Here is a 21207-nt window from a genome sequence, read left to right as displayed (position 1 = left end):
GTCAGGTGTCGTCGGTTGGTAGTAAGTCGGCGGCGTGGATGCACACGCGGACCGGGCGTTGCCACGTGATTCGCGCCATGTGGGCGCTGTTGTGGCCCCACGTCGCAGCGTCGTCGCCGTGGCCCTCGATCCGCCAGGATCCGGCGTCCGGGAGCCCGTCCCTGATGCGGAGGAACTGGGTGTCCGCCGGCTGGGAGCCGTTCGGCGTGACGTGTCCCCACGAGAGCGCGTCCCAGCCAGACTCCCCGGCGGTACTCCCGGTCGGTTCCGGGCCGTCGGTCGTGACGCCCCGCGGGACCGTTCCGACGTCCGTGCCGTCGACGTCGGTGTCGAGGCCGAACCGCGTCTCCCCCATCGGCTCCTCGAAGACGAAGAACCAGCCGAGGTCGTCGTTGCCGGACCCATCGGCGGCCGCTGTCGGTGTCTCGCCCGTCGCCTCCGACGGGGTCAGGTCGAACCCCAGGAAGGTCACGTCCGGAGAGAGCCGCCCGCGGAACCGCGGGAAGGCGAGGCTATCGTCGGGGCCATCATCGGGGTCGACGGATTCGAGCGCCGACAGCGCGGGGGTCGGAGCCTCGGCGGTCCCCGTCGCCTTGACGGCGTAGAGGACCGTCTCAGGGTAGCGACGGAGGAGTTCTCCGCGGACCACGATCACGGTGTCCGTTCCACCGACCGCTGCCCCAAGCGGGCGATCCCCCCACTCTGTGATCGGGCCGACGTCCCCGGACCCGTCTGCGAAGGGGTCGCCGGCGCGGTTCCAGAACGTCGTGAAGTACGTCCCCCGTCGGTCGGTCGGGAAGCGGCGCCAGAGGAGCTCCTCGCCATCTCGTGGTTGGCGCCCACGAGGAACGACTCGACGAACGCCGGACTGGTCGCGAGCGCCCCCACGGTGTCGGCCGGAATGTCGCCGACGTCGGGCAGGAGGTGTTCCTCGGAGAGGTCAGCCAGCGCCCGCGAAAGCGGCTCTCCGAACGTCGGCGCCCACAGTACCGTGGCGAGCGGGTCGGGGCGGTCGTGCAACGCTGTCGCATCACTGAGCCGGCTCAACACCACCTCTGGGATCGCTCGCTCGGGGTCGAACGCAGCTTCCGTCCCCGAGAGACTCGAGAGGTCCGGCGCGCCACGGCCGTCCGTCGTCGGCGACAAGGAGGCATCGGCCAAGTCGTCGACGGAGTACAGTCGGTCCTCGAGGCGGTCCGCCAGGTCGTCGGTCGTGGCGGTCCCCGTGACGAAGTCCTCGGCGAAGGCTGTCGGACGCGCCGTGATCGATGCCGCTCGTCCGAGCGTCCCTTTCGGCCGTGTCACCCGACGGAACGTCGGCCGGAACACCCCCGTCGCGAGCGCGTCGTTGTCGTCGATCCGTGCGGCCAGCGTCCGCCTGTCAGTCGCCGTCTCGTCGGGGTCGGGCACGACTTGGTCGTGAGCGGGCGCAGTGAACTGGAGCAGTCGCGAGAGTGACGCCGATTCGAGGCGCTCGTAGATCCGCCCTGCCCCGGCGCGACCGACCTGGCCGCCGCCGAGCACGTGATTGAGCTGTTCGAGCTCCCCCGCCTGTTCCCACGCGGCGGCCATCAGGGCCTCCTGGTTCTCGCGCACGACCGCGGCCCCGAGTCCGGCGGCGATGCGGGAGCGCGGTTCGAGGTTGAGCCCCGTCAGCCACTGCGGCGACTCGGCGACTGCCGACACGTCGGCGTGGAAGGACCCGTACATCGGCGGCCCGACCACGGGAACCGTCGGGTCGACTCCGGCGGCGTTCGGACGGTTGAGGATCGACCGGAGGCGCTCGCGTTGGGTGTCGCTGTACGACGCGAGCACCTCGGACTCGGGGAGCAGCTGCGACTCGGGCGAGGCGAGCGCTCCAGTGACGTCAACGACCGACGCATCGGGATCGGGGCCGTCCGTCCGACCCGGCTCCAGGCTATCGGGGCCGGGGCGACTCACGTCGACGGTTCTGATCCCGACATCGGCCGGAAGGTCCCGGGGCGTGAGTCGGTCTACGAGCGTCTCGAAGTCCCCATCCGGCCCGGTCTGGAAGGTCCAGTGGTGGTAGACGGGGAGTTCGACTGCCGACTCGGTGCCGTCCCACGCCCGCCCGATCTCTCCGCTTCCGGTGGGCTCGCCCGTCTCGTCTGTACGGTACGGGGACTGACCGAGCCCCGCGAGGCGCCCCGGCTCGAACGTCGGGACCACCGCCGCGATGTAGTCGGTCTCCGGATCGAGTCTGCGCGGACAGAGCAGTCGGGAACGTGTCCGCGTCGAATCACGGGCGACGACGTCGTCGATCGAGCCGGGACCGATCACCTGCGCGTGGGCCCACGCCCACGTCTCCTCGGCGGGGGGAAGTTCGCTCCCGGGCGCCGTGAGCACGGACCGCTCGCCGTCGGTCGAGCGGACCAGTGAGACGTCATCACGGTCGTCCGCGACGACGACGAGACACAGCCACGGCGTGGTTCGGCCGGCGTCGTCGGCCCGTTCGGGGCTGAACAGCCACGGCAGGTCGGGTCGGTCGAATTCGACTGCCGGAAACGACGTCGGTGGCACGTTCGTCGTGTTGGCCGCCGGCTCCGTCCGAACGATCTGTCGCGTGTCGATCCCGCTGACATCGCCCGGCCCGTACATCCGAACGGTACGCGCCGGACCGTCGTCCGCCGGTTCACTGATGCCGTCAGCCTTGCGCCGTCCTTCGACGGTCAGGCTCACGCCGAACGTCACGGGACCCGTCAGCGGGTCGCTCGCCGGTCGGTCTTCGTCGAAGGTCTCGTCCGGACGGAATCCGCTCCGGACGAAGGGAACGAAGCGGTAGCCGGCACCCGGTCGGTCCGCACTCATCGCGCACCTCCGGTGTTCGCACGGTGAATCGGCACGACGCCGAGCCGTCTCCCGTCGGGAGACGTGGACGCACGGTGAGCGGCCAGCGCCTCGCGGGCCGCGTGTGCACCGCGCGGTGTCGGCGCGTCCTCGTCGGCGATCGCCACCGGCTCTAACGTCCGGAGGTCGACGACGACGTGGTCGGAATCGCCGACCTGGAACGACCCCTCGTCGGTCCTGACACCGCCGTCCGTGATACCGTCGCTGTCTTCGGCCGTACCGGCCGCGGTGAGAGCGTCACCGAACCGGGCGTCTCGGAGGTCGACGGCGACACCGTCCGCGGCCCGCGTCTCCGCGGCACGAACGGAGAAGGCCGCCTCTCCAGTGCGTCGAGCGCCGGAGTTTGCGACATCACCGGCAGCGGAGAACGCCGCGACCGTAGCCGGGGAGTGTCCCGACGAGCGAGCGGTCGCGGTCTCTCTTGCTCCGTCGCTGTGTTCATCTGGGACGCGCTGTTCGTACGAGAGGCGCGTCCGCGTCACGTTGGCCTGATCGGTCTGTCCGCCGTGGACGGTGCCGGTGTCGACGACGGTCGTTCCGGCGGCGAGGTCGACGAAGTCGTCGCCCGAGAGCTTCTCGGCGGCCGTCAGACTCCGGTACTGTCCGGGCGCGAACGGCTCCAGAACGTCGCTGCGCGCTCGGTCCATCACTGGGTCGCCACCGACCCGGACCGCTGCGATACGGAACGAATCGTGCGTGCTCGGGACGGCACCACCGAACCGCTCGATCCGGTACGCCAACGGGACAACTGTCTGCCGGACCGTCAGTGTGCCGAGCGGGTGTGCGGTGACCTCGCCTTCCGCGTCGGACGGCGAGCGACGAAGACTGACCAGCGGGGTGCCGCCGGCCGGCAGCGCCGCGCTCCAGTTCTCGCTGCGGTCCAGCGCCGCCACGAGCTCCGGGAGGATGGTCGCGCGTGGCAGCGGTTCGACCGGGGGCGCCTCGCCGAGCGCGACGTTCGCGTTCGCCGAGAACGACAGCGGACCGATGTCGACGCTGATGCGACCGCGGAGCCGGTACGGCGTCGGGCCGCTGAAACTTCCGGCGAAGTCGATGGCGAGCGAGAACCCTTCGACGCGGACGTCGAGGGTGGCGGCGACGTCGATCAGGAACCGGAACGGATCGAGGTAGAACAGCGCGTCGAAGCCCAGGGTCCCCTTCGCGCTGAACGGCCCCGCTTCGAAAGCAGCGTACGCCTGAGCGCCCACTTGGAGCGTGTTGGACGTGACGGCGAAGTAGCCGGTGAGTTCGACGACCGGATTGCCGCCGGGGACGTCCAGGCTCACACGGACTCGATCGAGTGTCGGGAACCCGGTCGGCGCGTCGTATGCGGGGTGGAATCCGCCCACGGCGAGCAGGAACGCGGGGTCGGTGCCCCACGACGAGCGGAGCGCCATCTGTCCGTCGACGCTCCAGTTCACGACACGGGAGTCGTACAACGCAGCGTCGACGGCGAGGCGCTTTCCGGGGATGTCGATCTCGCCGACGACGTCCAAGTGGAGGTCGATCGCCGGCGGCGAGACCTCCTGGTTCGGCAAGGCGACGTCGAAGGCTCCCAAGACAAACACCCGTCCGCGGGGGAGTTCAAGGACGACACCCAGGTCCGCGGTGAGAATCGGGGGCGTCGACCATCCGAGTCTGACCATCGGCCCGAACACGAACGAGTCCCGTGCCGGCGGGAAGATCGCCGATACGTCGCTGATGATCCGGTCGGCGTTGGCGACGACGTTCTCCGGGAAGAGGATCGAGTCAGCCCGTCCCCCGCGAATCGCGTCTCGCAGCGGATCGGCGTGGAGCCGCCTGTTCACACCGACGAGGCCGCCGACGGCGTTCAGCGTGAATCCGAAGCCCAACTGCACCGGGGGGAACTCGCCGGACACGATCACCAAAAGCGAGAAGCCGGACCCCCCGTCCGGAAGCCGGGTCGTCAGGAGACCGACGGCGGAGAGTCCGAGTGGCCCGACCTGCAGTTCGACTGCACCGGCGTAGCTCTCGGTGGCGGGGTCGAGGTCGAGAACGCCACCGCCCGTGACCGCGCCGGCGTCGACGTCGATGCCGATCCTGCCCGGGGGTTTGAATCCGACGTCGACATCGAGCGGACCGAGGGTTCCGGCCCCGTCAGCCGCCGCCGAGAGGGCCACGTCGAGTCCGACGTTGTCCGCACGGGCGGTGAGGGGACCGAGTCCGATCTCGACAGTCGCGGTCGCGGTCGCTCGCGCGGATCCGGCGGCGTCCGGGAGGTCGAGGCCGAGGGTGACCGCGGAAAGCTCGCCGAACCCGAAGTCCACGTGTTGCGGGAGTTCGACGTCGAGGGACCCGTCCGCGTCCAGCCCGAGCCCCGTCTCGGACGACCAGATCACCGTCACCTCGAACGGCGCCTCGAACGGTTCGGGGATCACTGTCTCGAGGAACCCACCCTGCGGTTCGACGACCAGGACGCCCGTCGCGGGGATGGAGACGCGGAACTCCGCTCCGTCCGCGTCGGCCTCGAACCCCAGCTCGGCGGCCAGCGAGCGGACGTCGAGTCGGGTCGCGCCCGTCGAGAGGAGGCTGAACGGGGACTCCTCGCCGTCGAACCGAACCGCAGCAGCGGCGTCGAACTCGGGCAGGGCGTCCGACGGGTTCGACGCGTTCACCACGGAGACACCGTCCGGCGAGACGAGGACGCCGATATCGGTCAGCGCCGCCGATGCGCCGAACTCGAAGGTCCAGTCGTCGCTCAGGTCGGCGGACATATCGGTGTCGGCGATTCCCCACGGAGAGATCAGCACTCGGTCGATCGTTCCGTTGGATCCCGTGAGCGGGTAGACGGTCACGCCGACGCGAACCACTCCTGCGTCGGTTGTGGTCTCCAGCAGGACAGTGTCCAGTGCCGGACCGAGGTCGACCTGTTCGATGTCGACCCCGTACGGTTCGAGCGTCGCCGGGCGGGGGTAGTCGAACGCGGTCGGAAGCCCTCGGCCCTCCAGTGCCTCCTGGGCGTACCCGAGCAACTGATACACGTCGAACCAGCCCGACTCGACCGCCAGCGAAGCGGCGACATCGCCCGGTGATGCGGTCAGCGCATCGAACAGCCGGTCGTACACGATCACCTTCGATTCGGTCGGATCGATGCCTGGAGAGTCGCCGGAGACCGTCTGTATCGCTTCGGCCGCCGAGAGGGCGGCGTACAGGCGGGGTCGGTAGACCCGGAGGTATTCGACGAGCAGGTGATCGCGGAGACGCATAGCGGCGGTTTCGGGATCGATATCCGACTCTGGAACGGGGTCGATCGACGCGAGTGTCTCTACGGCGTCGACGCTCGCTTCCACCGCGTCGACGATTTCGTCGATATCACCGAGTTCCGGGTCGAAGGTCCCGTCGTCGAACAACTGGTCGAAAACCGTCTCCGCGGCCGCCAACGACGCTGTGACCGATTCGATGGCCGCGTCGTCAGTGAATACCATCTCGAAGTCGATGTTCGCATCGGCAGCGAGCAGTGCGAGCCCCGCCGGTCCGTCCGTCGCGGCTTCGGTGAGTGGTCGAAACGCCAGGATGAACTCCTGGGCGATCCGCTCACCCGTGGTCTGGCGCTCGGCCATTAGACACGCTCCACGGTTTCGACCCGGTCACGGTACACTACTGCCTCACCGCTGCGACGACAGACCTCGTCTCGTTGGGCCATCGTCTCCGTCTCGATCGAACCGGGAATGACGTCCATCTCGAGGTACGCCGGAACCGTATCTGACGCAAAGAGGATATCGACAGTGTCTCCGACCCCACGCATTTGCTGCCCGGGCCCCGGCTTGATGATTTTTCCCGCGAGGTGGAGATTCCACGTGGTCGCGTTCGACCCGGTGCTCGTGTGATAGACCACAGTTTCCGGAACGACGTATCTCGCACCGTCGGTTCCCTTGGGTAAGCCGATGACCGGTGCACGTTCCGCCAGTTTCGTCCGCCAGATCGGGGTGACATCGTACACGTCACCCCGTGTGTCGATGCGCTTGAGGACGATCGTCGAATCGTCGGGGAACTCGTCCGGGATCTCGAATGTCACTTCGACTTCCGTCCAGTCGTTGTGTCGGGCCCGGAGTGTTCGGTCCCACGTGAGCGACTTCCCGTCGAGGTACTTGTTCGGGACACTCAATCCCGGCGAAGTCGGCATCGTAACCGTCACACCGAAGCCGGTTGCTGCAGTGAGAAACTCCGAGGCCTGCCGGGCAACGTTGGGACGTGTTTCCCACGACTCCTCGGCCCCAGTGACGTGCGGACGCGTGGCGTCGTACCATTTGAAGAACTCCGTGTCGGGTCGTTCGAAGAATCCCTCGTGTTCGGTCGAGGGGCTCTGTTTGGCCTTCGCCGTCCAGAGTTCTCCGAACCGGCAGTTCTCGAAGAACAACTCCAACCAGCTTTCCGACGTCCACGTCACGATCGCGAGACCGATCAGGCCGATAGCAACGGAGAGGAGTCCGACGGCGAGGCCGATTCCGGACATCGAGACGGCGGTCCCAGTTTTGATGAGCGAATACGCCCCGACGAGTCCCCAGCCCATACCGATCCCGGCACCGACCGCTTGCATCCCGTGTCCGAACATCGCGCTGTGGTCGCCGACCTCGTATCGATCGATAGCGCCAACCGTGCTCACGAATACGTCGTAGGCATCGAGAAACGGGCCGAGTAGATCGCGGAGGACCGTGACACCGATCTCCTCCAACGCCTTGGTCAAACCCTTCAGTTTCCCGTACTGTTTGTTGAGTGACTCGACGAAGTTCACGGCGCCGACGAAGGCTTTCCCCCCTTCGATGGCTGCGTCGCGAATCCGCTCGGCCGTCGGAGACACAACCGCCTCCACGGCTTTCGAAAAGAAGGTGTAGAGCCCACTGATTGTGCCGATGGCACCCGCCACAGTGCCGACCGATTTGACCTTCGCGACGGTCGACGAGTTGGACCTTGCCCATCGCTTGAGTTTTCCGCCGAGGAGGCCATATCCGACTTGAACTGAGTGACGAGGTCGTCGAGCTCCGCAGGCGTGCCCGTGTACCGGGAGAACACATCGTTGGGAACGCTCACGAACCGATCCGCCAATTCCGACAGCGTCCGCCCGATGATCTGGAGGTTCTTCTGTTGGGAAGCCGTCGGCTTCACCATCAACAGGAACGCCGGCGAGAACGCAGCGACGAGGTTCGCAACTTTCGTTGGGAGGCCAAACGGATCGGCTGCTTTCGGTTTCGCGAAATCGAACTTCCCGGCCGCATCGAGGTGTCCGCTGAGGGCACTCGTCGTGATCAGCTGGAGCGGATGGTGTGGTCCGGTTTCGTCCTCGAAGAGCGTCTGTAGGGCCTCCCGTCCGGGTTTGGCCTGCCCGAAATGTTCGATCGTCTCCTCGACGTCGGTGATCGTTTGGGACGCTGCTCTGTCTCGAAGATACGTTCTGACCTCGGGGAGTGTGACGTTGTTCGCTACTTCCGCGCCCCACGTCTCGAGGGTATTGGTGAGTGTGGTGTACTGGCGTTTGAACGCACCGTAGTACCCGTCGGTCGTCAGCAGTTGTTCCAGCGTACTCCACGACGGGAGGCTGTCTTTGTCCCCCGCGCCCCACTCCTCGCCCTCTTTGGTCGCGGCGGTCTTCACCTGCTGGATGAGTTGGTACAGCGCCACTTCGTGGCCACGATCAACTGGCTTCGTGACGAAGTCCTCGTACTCGCGGAGTTCGCGCCTGTAACATTCGCCGCTGGCTTTGATGAATGCCGCGTACTCACCCTCGTTGAAGGCAGCAATTCGGCGTTCGGCGGGCGGGATTTCTGCCACGGATCAATCCCCCGAGGGGGCGAGAGCGCTCGTGTGTCGGTCCACCGTCGTCAGACGGTCACCCGAAGATGGGCACCCGCCAATTGATCGGAGTCGGGGTCGTGTCATAGTCTCCAGCGCACGAATGAGGCGCTGGCGACTCGCGCTTCTCACAAACGCACGCCCCCGGCATCCCAATAGGACTGGTATGAGAACACATATCGACGATAGATAATAAATATATTGATGAGACGTACTCACGATTTCAATAGGGTTCCCTGTGTTGTAACTGTATAGAGCTCGTAGATTCAGAAAATGAGTCAGCCACAACAACTCCCCGAGATTCTTGAGGAGGGCAGCGAAATCAACATCGTCTGCCACAATAACCCCGATCCGGATTGCCTCGCGAGCGCACTCGCATTAGGTCGGATCGCAGCTGCGGCTGGCATCGACGAACAGCGGATCCTCTACAGCGGCGATATCTCTCACCAGCAGAACCGGGCGTTCGTCAATCTCCTCGATATCGACCTCAAACCGTTCGATCCCACTACCGTCCAAAACCGTAAACCGGATTCGTTACTCGCATTCGTCGATCATTCCATTCCGGGCGAGAACAACACGGTTCCCCGGACACAGCCGTCGATATCGTGATCGACCATCATCCTGCCGAGGATATTGACGCTCGGTTCGTCGATCATCGCGAGGAACTTGGCGCAGCGGCGACGATTCTTACGGAGTACGTGCGCATACTCGATATCGATCTGGATTCGGATCTTGCGACAGCACTCCTGTTTGCCATCCGGTCGGATACCCTCGATTTTCTCCGCGGAGCGACACCGGAGGAATATGATGCGGCCGGATATCTTCACGAGAAAGCGGATCAGGAGATGCTCCGACAGCTATCGACGCCGTCAGTGTCCGGCGGAACCCTCGATGCGATCTCGACCGCTATCGACAATCGAAACATCACCCAAGCGGTACTCATCTCCCACGTCGGCCGGACGACCGAACGGGATGCGCTCCCCCAAGCTGTCGATTATCTTGTGAGATTGGAGGGCGTTCAGACCGCTATCGTGTTTGGCCTCGTCGACGACACGATTCACATTAGTGCTCGATCACCAGATGCACGCGTGAACGCGGGGTCGATACTGAAAAAGGCGTTCGAAGATGTGGGGAGTGGTGGTGGTCACCACGACGTTGCGGGTGGTGAAATCCCGCTCGGTATCTTTGCTGACTACACATCTGACGACACCCAGTTGCTCGATATCGTCGAGCAGGTCATTACCGCACGCCTCGTTGCGGAACTCAACCTGTCCGACGAGAAAGGAGAGTAAGCCAACTGCGAGGATCCTGCAAGCACCTCACTCACGATACTAAACTCCTGACCTCCATCGTATGACGAACGTTCTGCAAACTGTGTTCTTCGTGTTCGTCGCAGGGATCGTCGGAACGGTCTTGATCGGAGTGCAATCTCGGAACCTCCAGGCGGTCGTGAACGGTATTGCGTCCATCGTCGCAGCTGCGTTGCCGGCTCTCGGTGAACTTGCACTCTCCCTCGGAGGTGGGGCAGACGTCACGTTCGGTCCCGAACTCTCCGCGTGGATCGCCGGTGCGGGGTTTCTTCATATGCTGGGGATGCTCGGATGGTACGAAACCGTCTCGTGGTGGGACCATCTCACACACACCGTCTCCGCTGCTCTCCTTGCGGCACTTGTCTACGCGAGCCTCCAGACCCCGTCCGCACTCGGATCGCAGGTCACGGATGCCTACGCAGCCATATTCACCGTCCTGTTCACGCTCGGCGCTGGTGTCTTCTGGGAACTCGTGGAACTCGCCGCCCGCGAAATCGGTGAGTACATCGACAGACCGCCAGTCCTCGAGTACTACGGACTCCGCGATACAGTTCTCGATATGGTATTCAACGGGATCGGCGCCATCGTCGTCGTCACGTTCGACGTCCGGATATTCGTATCGGTCACAGAGCAGATCCCGCAGATCAGTGGAACGGTCGTCATCGGGAGTACTATCCTGCTTTTCGTCGGCACACTGGTTCTCGGACTCGCGCTTGAAACGGTCCGCAACACCGAAGCCGAGACTGAATGACGGTTTCGCAATCCGACGCTGTTGAAGTCCTCTCGGGTGAAGATCCAGAAACAGCTCTCCACGCGAGTTTGTCGAGGGTGCAAGCACCGTCTTTCCTCGTTCGCAAACTGCTTCACCCACGCCGAACCTGACACCGCAGAAAATTGCGATTCAGGCCTATTCCTCCAGGGTTACGGGTCCTCTGTACTTCGAGGTTACCTTCTCGCCACTGCCAGTAGTAGCGGTTGTCGTTGATCCTCTCTGATGGTGATCGTGGCCTTCGAGGGGACCTCCTTCGGGAGGTCGTCGATCTCGCCTTCGTCGGATAAGTCTGCGAGACGGGCCTCGCGAGCGCTGTGTTCCGTTACTCTTCAGCGTCGCGGGCACCGTAGTGAAGCTGCTCTGACGAGTACCCGTCGAGCGTATCGACGATGTCTGTGGGGAGCCCCGCTGTCGGTGGCGGTGGCGCGTAGGATATCAGCTGTTGCCTCGTATTAACCAACCATTCGGCCAACGGCACAGTTTTGTTGGTTAATCAAATATCGGCTCTGCTCGCTTCTGCGGGCAACGAGTTTCAACCACAGCAATCCGCAGACAGCAGATTCGTGGCTTCATAATGATTACTCTCGTCTCTTACCGCCGAGCGCCGCCACCGGGGGTGGCGCTCGGCGGTAAAAAGTGAGAGTAATCATTATCACGCCCTCGCTTTTCGGCACAACTCACGCCAAACTCAACGCGACTCTACTGATTGGCTACTGTCCCATCGAACAGTGCGGCGAAAAGTTTCTTTTCGGCTGCCCGAAGGTGCTGGGTGAATGTTGTCTGTGAGATGTCCATCATCGACGCGACTTCCTCTCCGCTGTGCTCGCGGGGCCAATCGAAGAATCCAGAAAAGTACGCTGTTCGTGCTGCCTCCTGTTGTCGCTCTGTCAACGCGGCTGTCAGCTGTTTTCGGAAGACTGCTTCAGTCTGTATGTCCTGCTCGCGCTCTCGTTGTGCGATCAGCGTCAACCCATCGTAGGCCGTCCGAAGCGCGTTGACGACGCTTCGAATATCGTTCGAACTGGCTACCTGTGCGACCAGTCGTCCGGTGGTTCCAGTAACCGAAAACGACTCGATGCTTGCCCCGTACTGCGCTAACGTTTTGACGACCGACCGTTCGTCGACCGATAGCTGGAACAGCGCCTGCTCCTCGTGCGTATAAACGTGCTCTATGGTGTCGATAAAGTCAGCTTCGGCCGCATACTCGATGACGACCTCCGGATCGGGTTCGGTGACGGTAACGTACTGGACCTGCTCCTCGTCGCCGTCATCGACGACGTGCTCGAGTGTGACCGTACAATCGAGCTGTGCTGCCATATTCGCCAACGGCTCGTCGATTCCTGTCAACCGGAATTCTAATTCGGTGACGCTGTTGGAAATGAGCGTCTGCTTGCTCTCGACAGCGCTGATGGCGTCTGCGATCGTTTGACCGAGTTCGACGAAAACATCCCGCTCGATCAGGTCGAACGCGTTCGGGTTGGTAGTCACTACCCCGAGGACGCCATACTCCGCATCGTGATAGGCGAGCGGAACGACGACGCACCGTTTTTTGCCGACTGTCTGCAATCGGTCGTCCTCGACGTCGGTAAACACAGGGTCCTGTCCCTCTAGTGCCTGCTCGACCGGTGTCGGCTCGGTGGTACACATCGCTTCGATATGATTCTCGAGCGATCCGAGGTCGCTGCCGGCCCAAGAGTGCGGGCTAACTGTGCCGTCGACGAGTCCTCGACTACCGATCCAGGCCACATCGAAGAGATCCGACGAGGCGAACTGCTCACAGACGGTGGCCTCGATCTCGTCGCGTGTCGACGCAGCGACGAGCTCGCGGTTGATATCGCGGAGCACTTCGTTTGTATTGTTCAGTACCGTTAAGCGCCCGTTCTGATCCTCGATGCGCATTTCGCGTTCCTTTCGTTCGGTGACGTCGCGCTCGATCGCGACGAAGCGATTCACGTCCCCGTCCTCAGTGATCGGGGCGATCGTCGCGTCTATCCACAGTAGCTCACCTGATTTCCGGCGATTCGTCAGTTCGCCTTCCCAGACCGATCCTGACGTGATTTGGCCCCACAGCTCCGCGTAGAAGTCGTCGCCGTGTTTCCCGGACTGCCAGAGCCGAGGAGTCTCTCCGATCACCTCCTCTCGGTCGTACCCAGTGACCGACTCGACGGCCGGGTTGGCGTACTCGATAGTCCCGTCGGAATCGGTGAGAAAGATCGCGTGCCCGGCGTGTTCGATGGCCTTCCGAAAGCTCCGGAGGCGCTCGTTTACTGCCCGAAGCTCCGTCTTGAGGGCGTTTTCTTCGGTGACGTACTCGGAGAGATAGTACACTGTCAACAAAGTCAGCACGCTCACGACGAGGCCGGGAAGCTCTTCGAGCCCGGTGCTCGCCGTCTGTACGGTGAGCAGTTGCCGAAGCGTCATAAAGGAAAACAGCAGCGTCAGGAAGCCGAACCGGCGGTCACGGGTGCGAGCGAGGAGCAGAATCGAATAGCCGACGCCGAGGAGCCGCAGTCCGATCGAGAGGGCGATAATCGCGTTCATACGGGTCGCGTCCGCCTCCGACAGGACCCTCGGCCGCGGAGCGTTCGTCCGCTTCGACTCGACCAATTCATACTCGGAGGTAACTGGTCTCGCCGAATAATCCCTGTGGTCGGCGCTCCGCTCGAGACGCGGCCTGATTTGTCCCCGGCTGACCCCGACCCAAACAGTATTGGTACCCTCGATATGTGGTGTCTCTCCGGGGTCGGGCCGACTCAGACTATATTGGTATCACCCTCTCCACGGGCGGCAACGTACGAATACGTGTATGAACTCCAAGACTGACCGGCTGACGCAGGAGCAACTGCTCGTCGGCAGGACGACCGGCAACAGGTGGTCGCGATGAGCACCACAGACGACGACACGCTCCCTGGTATCCCGAACGTCGGGAAGGCCGACCTCGACGCGATGGTCGAGAAGGAGCGACCCGATCCGCGAGAGGAACTCGCAGACGTCGAGGCGGACACGGATCTCGGCGTCGCGATGGCCGAGGACGCACAGCGCGTCGCACGCGGTGAACTCTCCGGCGACGAGTACTGGGAAAAGTACGACGAAGCCGCGGCTGCCGAGTTCGGCGAGGCGTATCAGGAGACGCCGAACCCCGCGGTCGACGCCGGCGACCAGACTGTCTCGACGGAGACGGCCGAATCGTTGAGCTGTGCCGTCGGATCGATGGACACCGTTGCGACGGAGTCGACGCAGGTCGAAGGAGACGGGCCCGACGGTGGGATCGGCGCTGGTGACGAGAAGTGGGGGATGGTAATCGACCTCCAGAAGTGCGTCGGCTGTGACTCGTGTACGGTCGCGTGTAAGTCCGAAAACCGGACACCGCCCGGCGTTTCCTACAACGTCGTGATGGAAGAGGAACACGGCGAGTTCCCGAACGTCACCCGGACGAACGTGCCACGACCGTGTATGCAGTGCGATAACCCGCCGTGCGTGCAGGTGTGTCCGGTCTCGGCGACGTACAAGATGGACGACGGCGTGGTCAACATCGACTACGACCGGTGTATCGGCTGCCGGTACTGCAACATCGCCTGTCCGTACGGGGCGCGGTACTTCGACTTCGGCGAGAACTACGACGACGAGGTCGACGAGGCCGGCGAACTGACAAGTCCCGAGTACGGAGTCGACCGGGGACCGCGCGAAGAGGGAAAATCGCCGATCGGCAACATCCGCAAGTGCAGTTTCTGTACGCACCGGCTGGAGCGCGGCGAAGAGCCGGCGTGCGTCGAGACCTGTATCGGCGACGCCCGAAATATGGGCGATCTCGAGAACCCCGACAGCGACGTGGCACAGATGGCCGACTCCTCACGCGCGTTCCAACTGAAAGAAGACGAGGGGACCGACCCCAACGTCTACTACCTCAAATAAGACAATGGCAACACAGAGTTCACGCTTCGAGTTCGATCCGGGGTTCGAAGACGACCGGCTGCGCGTCGCCTGGTACGCGATCATCGGCGTTCTCGTCGCCGTCGGCGCGTACGCGACGTACCTGCGGCTCACGGGGGAATGGCGAGTACCAACCTCACGAGCATCGTCCCGTGGGGCGCGTGGGTCGCCTTCTACATCTACTTCGTCGGCCTCTCCGCCGGCGCGTTCCTCGTGAGCACGATGGCCAACGTCTTCGAGGTCGAAGGGATGCACAGGATCGACCGCGACGCGCTGTTTGCGGCCATCATCAGTATGGCGGTGGCGCTTTTGTTCGTCTGGATCGACCTCGGACGGATGGACCGGATGTACTTCCCGTTCCTCTGGCGCCAACTGACCTCCGCGCTCTCGTGGGAAGTGCACGCCTACGTTGCCTATATCGGGATTCTGGTCACGGAGCTGTATTTCTCGATGCGGATCGACCTCGCGCGGGTCGCGCAGCGCGCCTCGGGGCTTCGACAGACGTTCTACGCGGCGCTCGCGCTCGGCCGGCTGGACACGAGCGAGGGGTCCCAGTCGTTCGACCAGCGCTGGCTCAAGCGGGCCGGTATCGTCGGGATCCCGCTGGCGATATTTATGGTCCACGGCGGGACCGGCGTGTTGTTCGCCGTCTCGAAGGCCCGTCCGTACTGGAACAGCGGGCTGTTTCCGGTGATCTTCGTCATCTCGGCGCTGCTCAGCGGGACCGCCCTCGTGATGGTGATCTACGTGCTTCGGACCCGGCTGTTCGACGGCGACTCGGTCGACCCGGACTTGCTCGACCGCCTCGCACAGCTTTTGATCGGCTTCATTATCGTCGACGCCGCCCTGACCGCCATCGAGACGTTCATCGCGATCGCCAGCCTCCACCCCCACGAGATCGAGACCTGGCAGGTCATTATGTACGGCCCGATGTCGTGGTCGTTCTGGTGGTTTATGATCGGACTCAGCTGGGTGTTCCCGATGGTATTGCTGACCAAGAAGTCCTGGCGGCGCACGCCGTCGGTGATGGTGCTTGCCGGACTGAGCGTCGTAATCGGGATCGTCGCGGTGCGGTTCAATATCGTCGTTCCGGCACAGATTATGCCGGTGATGGAGGGGCTCCCCACGGATCGTACTTCCCGACGCTGGTCGAGTGGGGGACGAGTGTCGGGATGATAGGCGTCGGACTGCTGTTGTACACGCTCGGTGCGGAGACGCTGCCGTTGACGCCGCTGAGCGGAGGTGACCACGAATGAGTACTGACGGTTCAGGCGAGGACGGCGCAGGCGTATCGCGTCGTGACTTCGTCAAGGCGGTCGGAAGTATCGGAATCATCGCGGCGGCCAGCAACGCCGCGGTCGACGTGGACGTCGACGACCTGTGGACAGACGACGAGTTTCACTACGTCGGGGACGACTACGGCGAGTACGGCGCGAGTGACGTGATACACACCACCTGCGGACAGTGTAACACCTTCTGTCCGATCAAGGTTCAGCTCGCGGACGGGAGCGGTACCGGCGAGTATAGCTCGCTCGTCCGGAAGCTCGCCGGTAACCCGTATTCGTTCCTCAACACGCAGCCGTTCTCACAGGTGCCCTACGAGAGCGATCCGGCGGACGTGGCGATGGGCGACATCGAGGGGAGCGGCGACGTCAACACCGACCGCTGGTCGCTTTCAGGTGGCCGCATCTGCCTGAAGGGCCAGGCGGGCATCCAGACGGCCTTCGACAGCTACCGTGTCCGCAAGCCGATGAAACGGGTCGGTCCGCGCGGGTCGGGCGAGTGGAAGACCGTCTCGTGGGACCAGGTGATTCGAGACATCGTCGAGGGCGACGACGACCTCGGCCACCCTGGACTCAAAGACATCTGGGGATACGCCCCACAGGAGGCGGTGATGAGCGACTGGGAGGCAGTCCAGAGCGGCGAGCTGTCCAAGTCTGACTTCGACGAGAAGTACGCGGACGACCTCATCGACACCGACCACCCCGATCTGGGGCCGAAGTCCAACCAGATCGTCGACGTCGGGGGATTCCGCCGCAACTTCATCCGGAACCGGCTCTGGCACCAGGGGCTGGGATCCATAAACAGCATCCACCACGCCGGGACCTGCGGCGTTTCGAGCGTGATGGGCAACGTCCGTTCGCACGCTGCAAAGAAGAAGCGGCAGTACCCCGACATCGAGAACTGCGAGTACCTCATCGCGTGGGGGACCAATCCGATGGTCGCCAACAAGGGCCCGACGTGGCTCGCGCCGAAGCTGACGAACGCTATCGAGGACGGAATGCGGATGGACGTCGTCGATCCGCGCCTGTCGAAGACCGCCGAAAAGGCCGACACGTGGGTGCCTGTCGAACCCGGTGCGGACGGGGCGCTCGCGCTCGGGATGGCGCGGTGGATTATCGAGAACGACCGCCACGATCTGACCTACCTCCAGAACCCCTCGCAGTCGGCCGCGAGCGACGACGACGAACCCACGTGGAGCGACGCGGCGCACCTCGTGCTCGTCGACGAGTCGGCAGGACCGAAAGCGCGCGCCGCCGACCTCGGACTCGTTTCGGAAGACGACGAGGCCGCCGACGACTTTGTCGCTGTCGATGCGGCCACAGGCGAACCACGACCCGCGAGCGAAATCGACACGGCCGTTCTCGACGTCGACGTGACGGTCGACGGGATGGCGGTTCGGAGCGTCTGGAGCCAGTACCGCGAGCGCGTCTTCGAACACACCGTCGAGGAGTACGCCGAGATGGCCGGCGTGCCGGCCGACCAGATCGCCGAGATCGCCGACGAGTTCACCAGCCACGGGAAACGCGCAGCGATTATGGCCTACCGCGGCCCGGCGAAACACACCAACGGCTTCTACAACACGCGGGCGATCGCCACCCTCCAGCACCTCATCGGGAACTACGACTGGAAGGGCGGCCAGATCACGCCCTACGCGGGCTACGACACGATGTCCGGCCGGTACGAACTCGGCTCGGTCCCGGACGGGCACGCGCCGTGGGGATCCCCTGCTCCGCGGCGGCGTCAACTACGAAGACACCTCGCTTTTCGACCGCGACGACGGCTACCCGGCGAAGCGGCCGTGGTTCCCTGTTGCGCCGCCACAGGCCACCCAAGAGCTCTACGGCAGCGCCGCAGAGGAGTACCCGTACGGCGTCGAGGCGCTGTTCATCCGGCCGTACTCGAACAACCACGTTATGGCGGTCGCCGGCGGCGACGAGATCCCGGCGATCCTCAAAGACACTGAGACGATCCCGCTGATCGTCGCCTCGGACACGGTCATCGGCGATACGAGCCAGTACGCCGACTACATCCTGCCCGAGCCGACCTACCTCGAACGCTGGGAGAACTTCGGGACATACCCGAACAAGCGGCTGGCCGACGAGAAGATCAGCCAGCCGGCCGTCTCCGTCGTCCCCGACGCGCGTCCGTTCGAGGATGTGCTCGTCGAGCTGTGGTCGGAGCTGGATCTCCCCGGCGTCGGTGCGGACGCCATCCCCGACGCGGACGGCGACCTGTGGCCCCTCGAACAGGCCGAGGACTTCTACCTGAAGCTCGCGACCAACATCGCGTACGGCCGGGATCCGGTCACGGACGCGACTGAAGACGAACTGCGGGTGTTCCGTGAGAGCCACGAGAACGGGCTCGGCGATCAGTTCGACCTCGAGCGCTGGCGGGCGGCCGTCACCGACGAGGAATGGCGGAAGGTCGTCACGGTGTTGAACCGAGGCGGCCGCTTCGAGGAGCCGACCGACGGCTACGGGGAGGCGTTCGCCGAGCACGGTCACGGGTACGACTACGCCGAGCGCGCGGACGACTCGAACGCCTACGACGGCGAGCATATGCGGTACAAGCTCGAGTCGCGGGTCGACTTCTACAGCGAAGTCGTCCCGAAGGGGAAACACTCCTTCACCGGCGAGCGGTTCGACCCGCTCCCGCGGGTCGACGACGTCGAGCACTACGACGGGACCGTGCAGGCCGCGGTGAGCGGCGACGACAACCGGGAGCGCCCGCTCCGGCTGATCAACTGGAAGCCGCGGACGCAGGGGATGCACCGCACCCAGAACAGCCCGTGGCTCCGCGAGACGCGTCCGGAGAACCCCGTGTGGATCAACCCCCGCGACGCCGACGAGCGGGGCATCGAAAACGGCGACGACATCGTCCTCGATGCAGGCCGCAAGACCGTCGACGCGGTCGCGATGGTCACGAGCGGAATCCGTCCCGGCGTCGTCGGCGCGATGTGGGGATGGGGCCGAACGGGTGGCGGTGCGACGGCCGAGACGATCGACGGCGAAACGCGGCCGGCGGTCGAAGCCGATGGGCACAGCGACTACCAGTTCGACGAGCCGATGACCGAGGAGGCCGGGTACGCAAAAGGGGCGCGACGCCGGCTTTGCGATCAATCACGTCCAGCCGTTGGATGCAGAGCTCGGCGACACCGGCCTCTCGGACCTCGTTGGTGGAAGCAACGCGCAGTACGACGCCTTCGTCGACGTGGAGCAGAGGTGATCTGAAATGCCCACGCACACGACTGACGGCCGCGACGAGGCGGCGATGGCAACGGCCCGCGCCCGACTGTACGGGCTGTTGGCTGCGACCTTCGACGGCGAGGCCGAGACGACAGCAGCCGCGCTCGATCGAGGGGGCCTTCGCGGCCGTTGCCGAAGTGTTCCCGATCAACATCGAGACGGCGGACCTCCGCGGCGACGACCACGACGCAGGTTCGCTGGGCGTCGGGTACGACAACCTGTTCGTCGTGCCGGGGACCAACTACGTCCCGCCGTTCGCGTCCGCTCACGCGACCGATCCGAGCGAGGCGTTCGAGTCGGACTCGCGGTACCACACCGCCGGCGAGGCCGGCGAACTCCTCGGCGATCCGGCCGCCGATATGGCGCGGCTGTACGCCGCCGCCGGGTTCTCGCCCGAGCGCGGTGGCGACATCCCCGACCACATCGCCACCTGTTTCGAGTTTATGCGCGCGCTCTGTGAGCGGGAGGCGGCGCTACTCGAAGGCGATGGAACCGAAGCAAACCTCGATGCAGTCCGCGAACTTCAGGCCCGGACGCTCTCCCAACTGGGCTGGATCGACCGGTTCGAAGAGGCCGTCGCAAGCAGCGACACAGTCGAAGGCGTCTTCGCCGCAATCGCTCGTCTCGCACGGACGTTCACCGCGTGGGACGCCGAAGAAGTCGTACAGGCCGATCAACAACCGTCCGAAACTATACCCTCGTAACCACTCGACCGATGACAACCACAGACATCTCAGACGCCGACCTTCGTGATCGCCTCCGCGCCATCGACGACCCGGCGCTCGATACTGACATCGTCACTGCCGGACTCGTTACCGACATTTCCGTCGACGACGGGACCGCTGCCGTCGAGCTCGCGCTCGGCGCGCCGCACGCCCCTGACGAGGCCGCCATCGCGGAGCGCGTCCGTGAGGTCGCCGACGATGCGGGGGTCGATGTCGAGCTCTCGGCGAACGTACCGCTGTTCGATTCTGCCGAATCGTCGGTTCTGCCTGGCGTCAAAAACGTGATCGCCGTCGCCTCCGGAAAGGGGGGTGTCGGGAAAAGCACTGTCGCTGTCAACCTCGCCGCCGGCCTCGCCGACCGCGGGGCGAACGTTGGGCTGTTCGACGCCGACGTGTATGGCCCGAACGTCCCACAGATGCTCGGCGCCGACACCGATCCCGATGTGACGACCGTCGACGGCGAAGACCGAATTGAACCACCGACCGCTCACGGGCTCAAACTGATGAGCGTCGGACTGATGATCGAAGACGACGATCCGGTGGTCTGGCGCGGTCCGGTCGCACAGAACACCCTCACCGACCTGTTTGCCAACGTTTCGTGGGGAACGTTGGACTACCTCGTCGTGGATCTCCCGCCGGGTACCGGTGACGTCCAGCTGACGGTGCTTCAGCACTTACCTGTCACGGGGACTGTCGTCGTCACAACACCGCAGTCCGTCGCCGTGGACGATACCCGCAGGGGTATCGAGATGTTCGGCGAGTACCAGACCAACGTGTTGGGTATCGTCGAGAATATGAGCGGCTTTGTCTGCCCGAGTTGCGGAGACGCTCACGAGATCTTCGGTGAAGACGGTGGCCGAGAGCTGGCCGACGCAGTCGATGTCCCGTACCTCGGATCGCTCCCACTGGATTCGGCGATCCGTGCGGGCGCCGACACCGGCGAGCCGATCGTCCGTCAGGACGCCGCCAAGACCGCGGAAGCATTCCAAGACCTCGCGGCGACGGTTGCGAACAAAATTGGCGTGCTGCGACGCCACCACCGCCAGACTGCGACTGACGGTAGTGGGTAAAGATCCGCTCGGTCCGGATATCGACAATCTCTCGGAACTCCGAGGGTTCAGTCTCGTCTGCGACCTCGGGGAGGGATCGGCGCCGCAAACAGTTCGCTGGTCGGTGTCGATTGTAACCCGGCTTCAGTTAGTAACAGAAGAACCTCGGAAAGCGTCGCCCGCTATTCCGGTGCGGATGTCACGAAGGCACTTGAC

13 protein-coding genes and 2 pseudogenes are annotated in these 21207 nt (G+C 64.3%); 8 read left to right on the top strand and 7 right to left on the bottom strand.

The window, feature by feature from the left end:
• Position 1: 1 nt before the first annotated feature.
• The 5 genes from RJT37_RS18695 to RJT37_RS18675 are packed head-to-tail and all read right to left on the bottom strand — an operon-like array spanning position 2 to position 8655.
• The gene (locus RJT37_RS18695; protein ID WP_313690292.1) at positions 2-655 is read right to left on the bottom strand and encodes a hypothetical protein; all 654 of its coding nucleotides are present in this window, start codon (positions 653-655) and stop codon (positions 2-4) included.
• Positions 652-2829, bottom strand: a complete 2178-nt coding sequence (locus tag RJT37_RS18690; protein WP_313690290.1) for a hypothetical protein — start codon at positions 2827-2829, stop codon at positions 652-654. Before RJT37_RS18690 ends, RJT37_RS18695 begins: the two co-directional genes overlap by 4 nt.
• Positions 2826-6449, bottom strand: a complete 3624-nt coding sequence (locus RJT37_RS18685) for a DUF6603 domain-containing protein (protein WP_313690288.1) — start codon at positions 6447-6449, stop codon at positions 2826-2828. Before RJT37_RS18685 ends, RJT37_RS18690 begins: the two co-directional genes overlap by 4 nt.
• Positions 6449-7687, bottom strand: a complete 1239-nt coding sequence (locus tag RJT37_RS18680; protein ID WP_313690245.1) for a hypothetical protein — start codon at positions 7685-7687, stop codon at positions 6449-6451. Before RJT37_RS18680 ends, RJT37_RS18685 begins: the two co-directional genes overlap by 1 nt.
• Positions 7618-8655 (bottom strand): hypothetical protein, encoded by a 1038-nt coding sequence (locus RJT37_RS18675; protein WP_313690286.1) that lies wholly within the window; start codon positions 8653-8655, stop codon positions 7618-7620. Before RJT37_RS18675 ends, RJT37_RS18680 begins: the two co-directional genes overlap by 70 nt.
• A 294-nt stretch (positions 8656-8949) precedes the next feature.
• On the opposite strand from RJT37_RS18675, the pseudogene RJT37_RS18670 reads away from it, so the two are divergent.
• Together RJT37_RS18670 and RJT37_RS18665 are read left to right on the top strand one after the other, a co-directional pair.
• A pseudogene (locus tag RJT37_RS18670) lies at positions 8950-9968 on the top strand (DHH family phosphoesterase).
• Positions 9969-10029: 61 nt separating this feature from the next.
• Complete coding sequence (locus RJT37_RS18665) at positions 10030-10737, top strand: DUF2238 domain-containing protein (RefSeq protein ID WP_313690238.1); 708 nt, start codon at positions 10030-10032, stop codon at positions 10735-10737.
• Positions 10738-10893: 156 nt separating this feature from the next.
• On the opposite strand, the pseudogene RJT37_RS18660 reads toward RJT37_RS18665, so the two are convergent.
• Both RJT37_RS18660 and RJT37_RS18655 read right to left on the bottom strand, forming a co-directional pair.
• Positions 10894-11194: pseudogene (locus RJT37_RS18660) on the bottom strand (hypothetical protein).
• Positions 11195-11457: 263 nt separating this feature from the next.
• Positions 11458-13299: a bacterio-opsin activator domain-containing protein gene (locus tag RJT37_RS18655; protein ID WP_313690284.1), complete on the bottom strand. Its 1842-nt coding sequence runs from the start codon at positions 13297-13299 to the stop codon at positions 11458-11460.
• A gap of 339 nt (positions 13300-13638) precedes the next feature.
• On the opposite strand from RJT37_RS18655, the gene RJT37_RS18650 reads away from it, so the two are divergent.
• The 6 genes from RJT37_RS18650 (at position 13639) to RJT37_RS18625 (ending at position 21012) form a co-directional block, all read left to right on the top strand.
• Entirely contained in the window at positions 13639-14670 is a 1032-nt protein-coding gene (locus RJT37_RS18650; protein WP_313690232.1) for a 4Fe-4S dicluster domain-containing protein, read from the top strand.
• Between the two features lie 138 nt (positions 14671-14808).
• On the top strand, positions 14809-15864 hold the full coding sequence (gene nrfD / locus RJT37_RS18645) for an NrfD/PsrC family molybdoenzyme membrane anchor subunit (RefSeq protein WP_313690282.1): 1056 nt from the start codon (positions 14809-14811) through the stop codon (positions 15862-15864).
• 76 nt (positions 15865-15940) lie between these two features.
• The gene (locus RJT37_RS18640) at positions 15941-17935 is read left to right on the top strand and encodes a molybdopterin-dependent oxidoreductase (protein WP_313690280.1); all 1995 of its coding nucleotides are present in this window, start codon (positions 15941-15943) and stop codon (positions 17933-17935) included.
• Complete coding sequence (locus RJT37_RS18635) at positions 17886-19202, top strand: molybdopterin dinucleotide binding domain-containing protein (protein WP_313690278.1); 1317 nt, start codon at positions 17886-17888, stop codon at positions 19200-19202. Before RJT37_RS18640 ends, RJT37_RS18635 begins: the two co-directional genes overlap by 50 nt.
• 152 nt (positions 19203-19354) lie before the next feature.
• Complete coding sequence (locus RJT37_RS18630) at positions 19355-19921, top strand: TorD/DmsD family molecular chaperone (RefSeq protein ID WP_313690276.1); 567 nt, start codon at positions 19355-19357, stop codon at positions 19919-19921.
• Positions 19922-19932: 11 nt separating this feature from the next.
• Positions 19933-21012, top strand: coding sequence for an Mrp/NBP35 family ATP-binding protein (locus RJT37_RS18625; RefSeq protein WP_313690224.1), 1080 nt, complete (start codon positions 19933-19935; stop codon positions 21010-21012).
• The last annotated feature ends 195 nt before the right edge of the window (positions 21013-21207 follow it).

It is taken from the genome of Halobellus marinus (assembly GCF_032113415.1).
GTDB lineage: Archaea > Halobacteriota > Halobacteria > Halobacteriales > Haloferacaceae > Haloquadratum > Haloquadratum marinus.
This window is presented reverse-complemented; position numbering and strand designations above follow the sequence as displayed.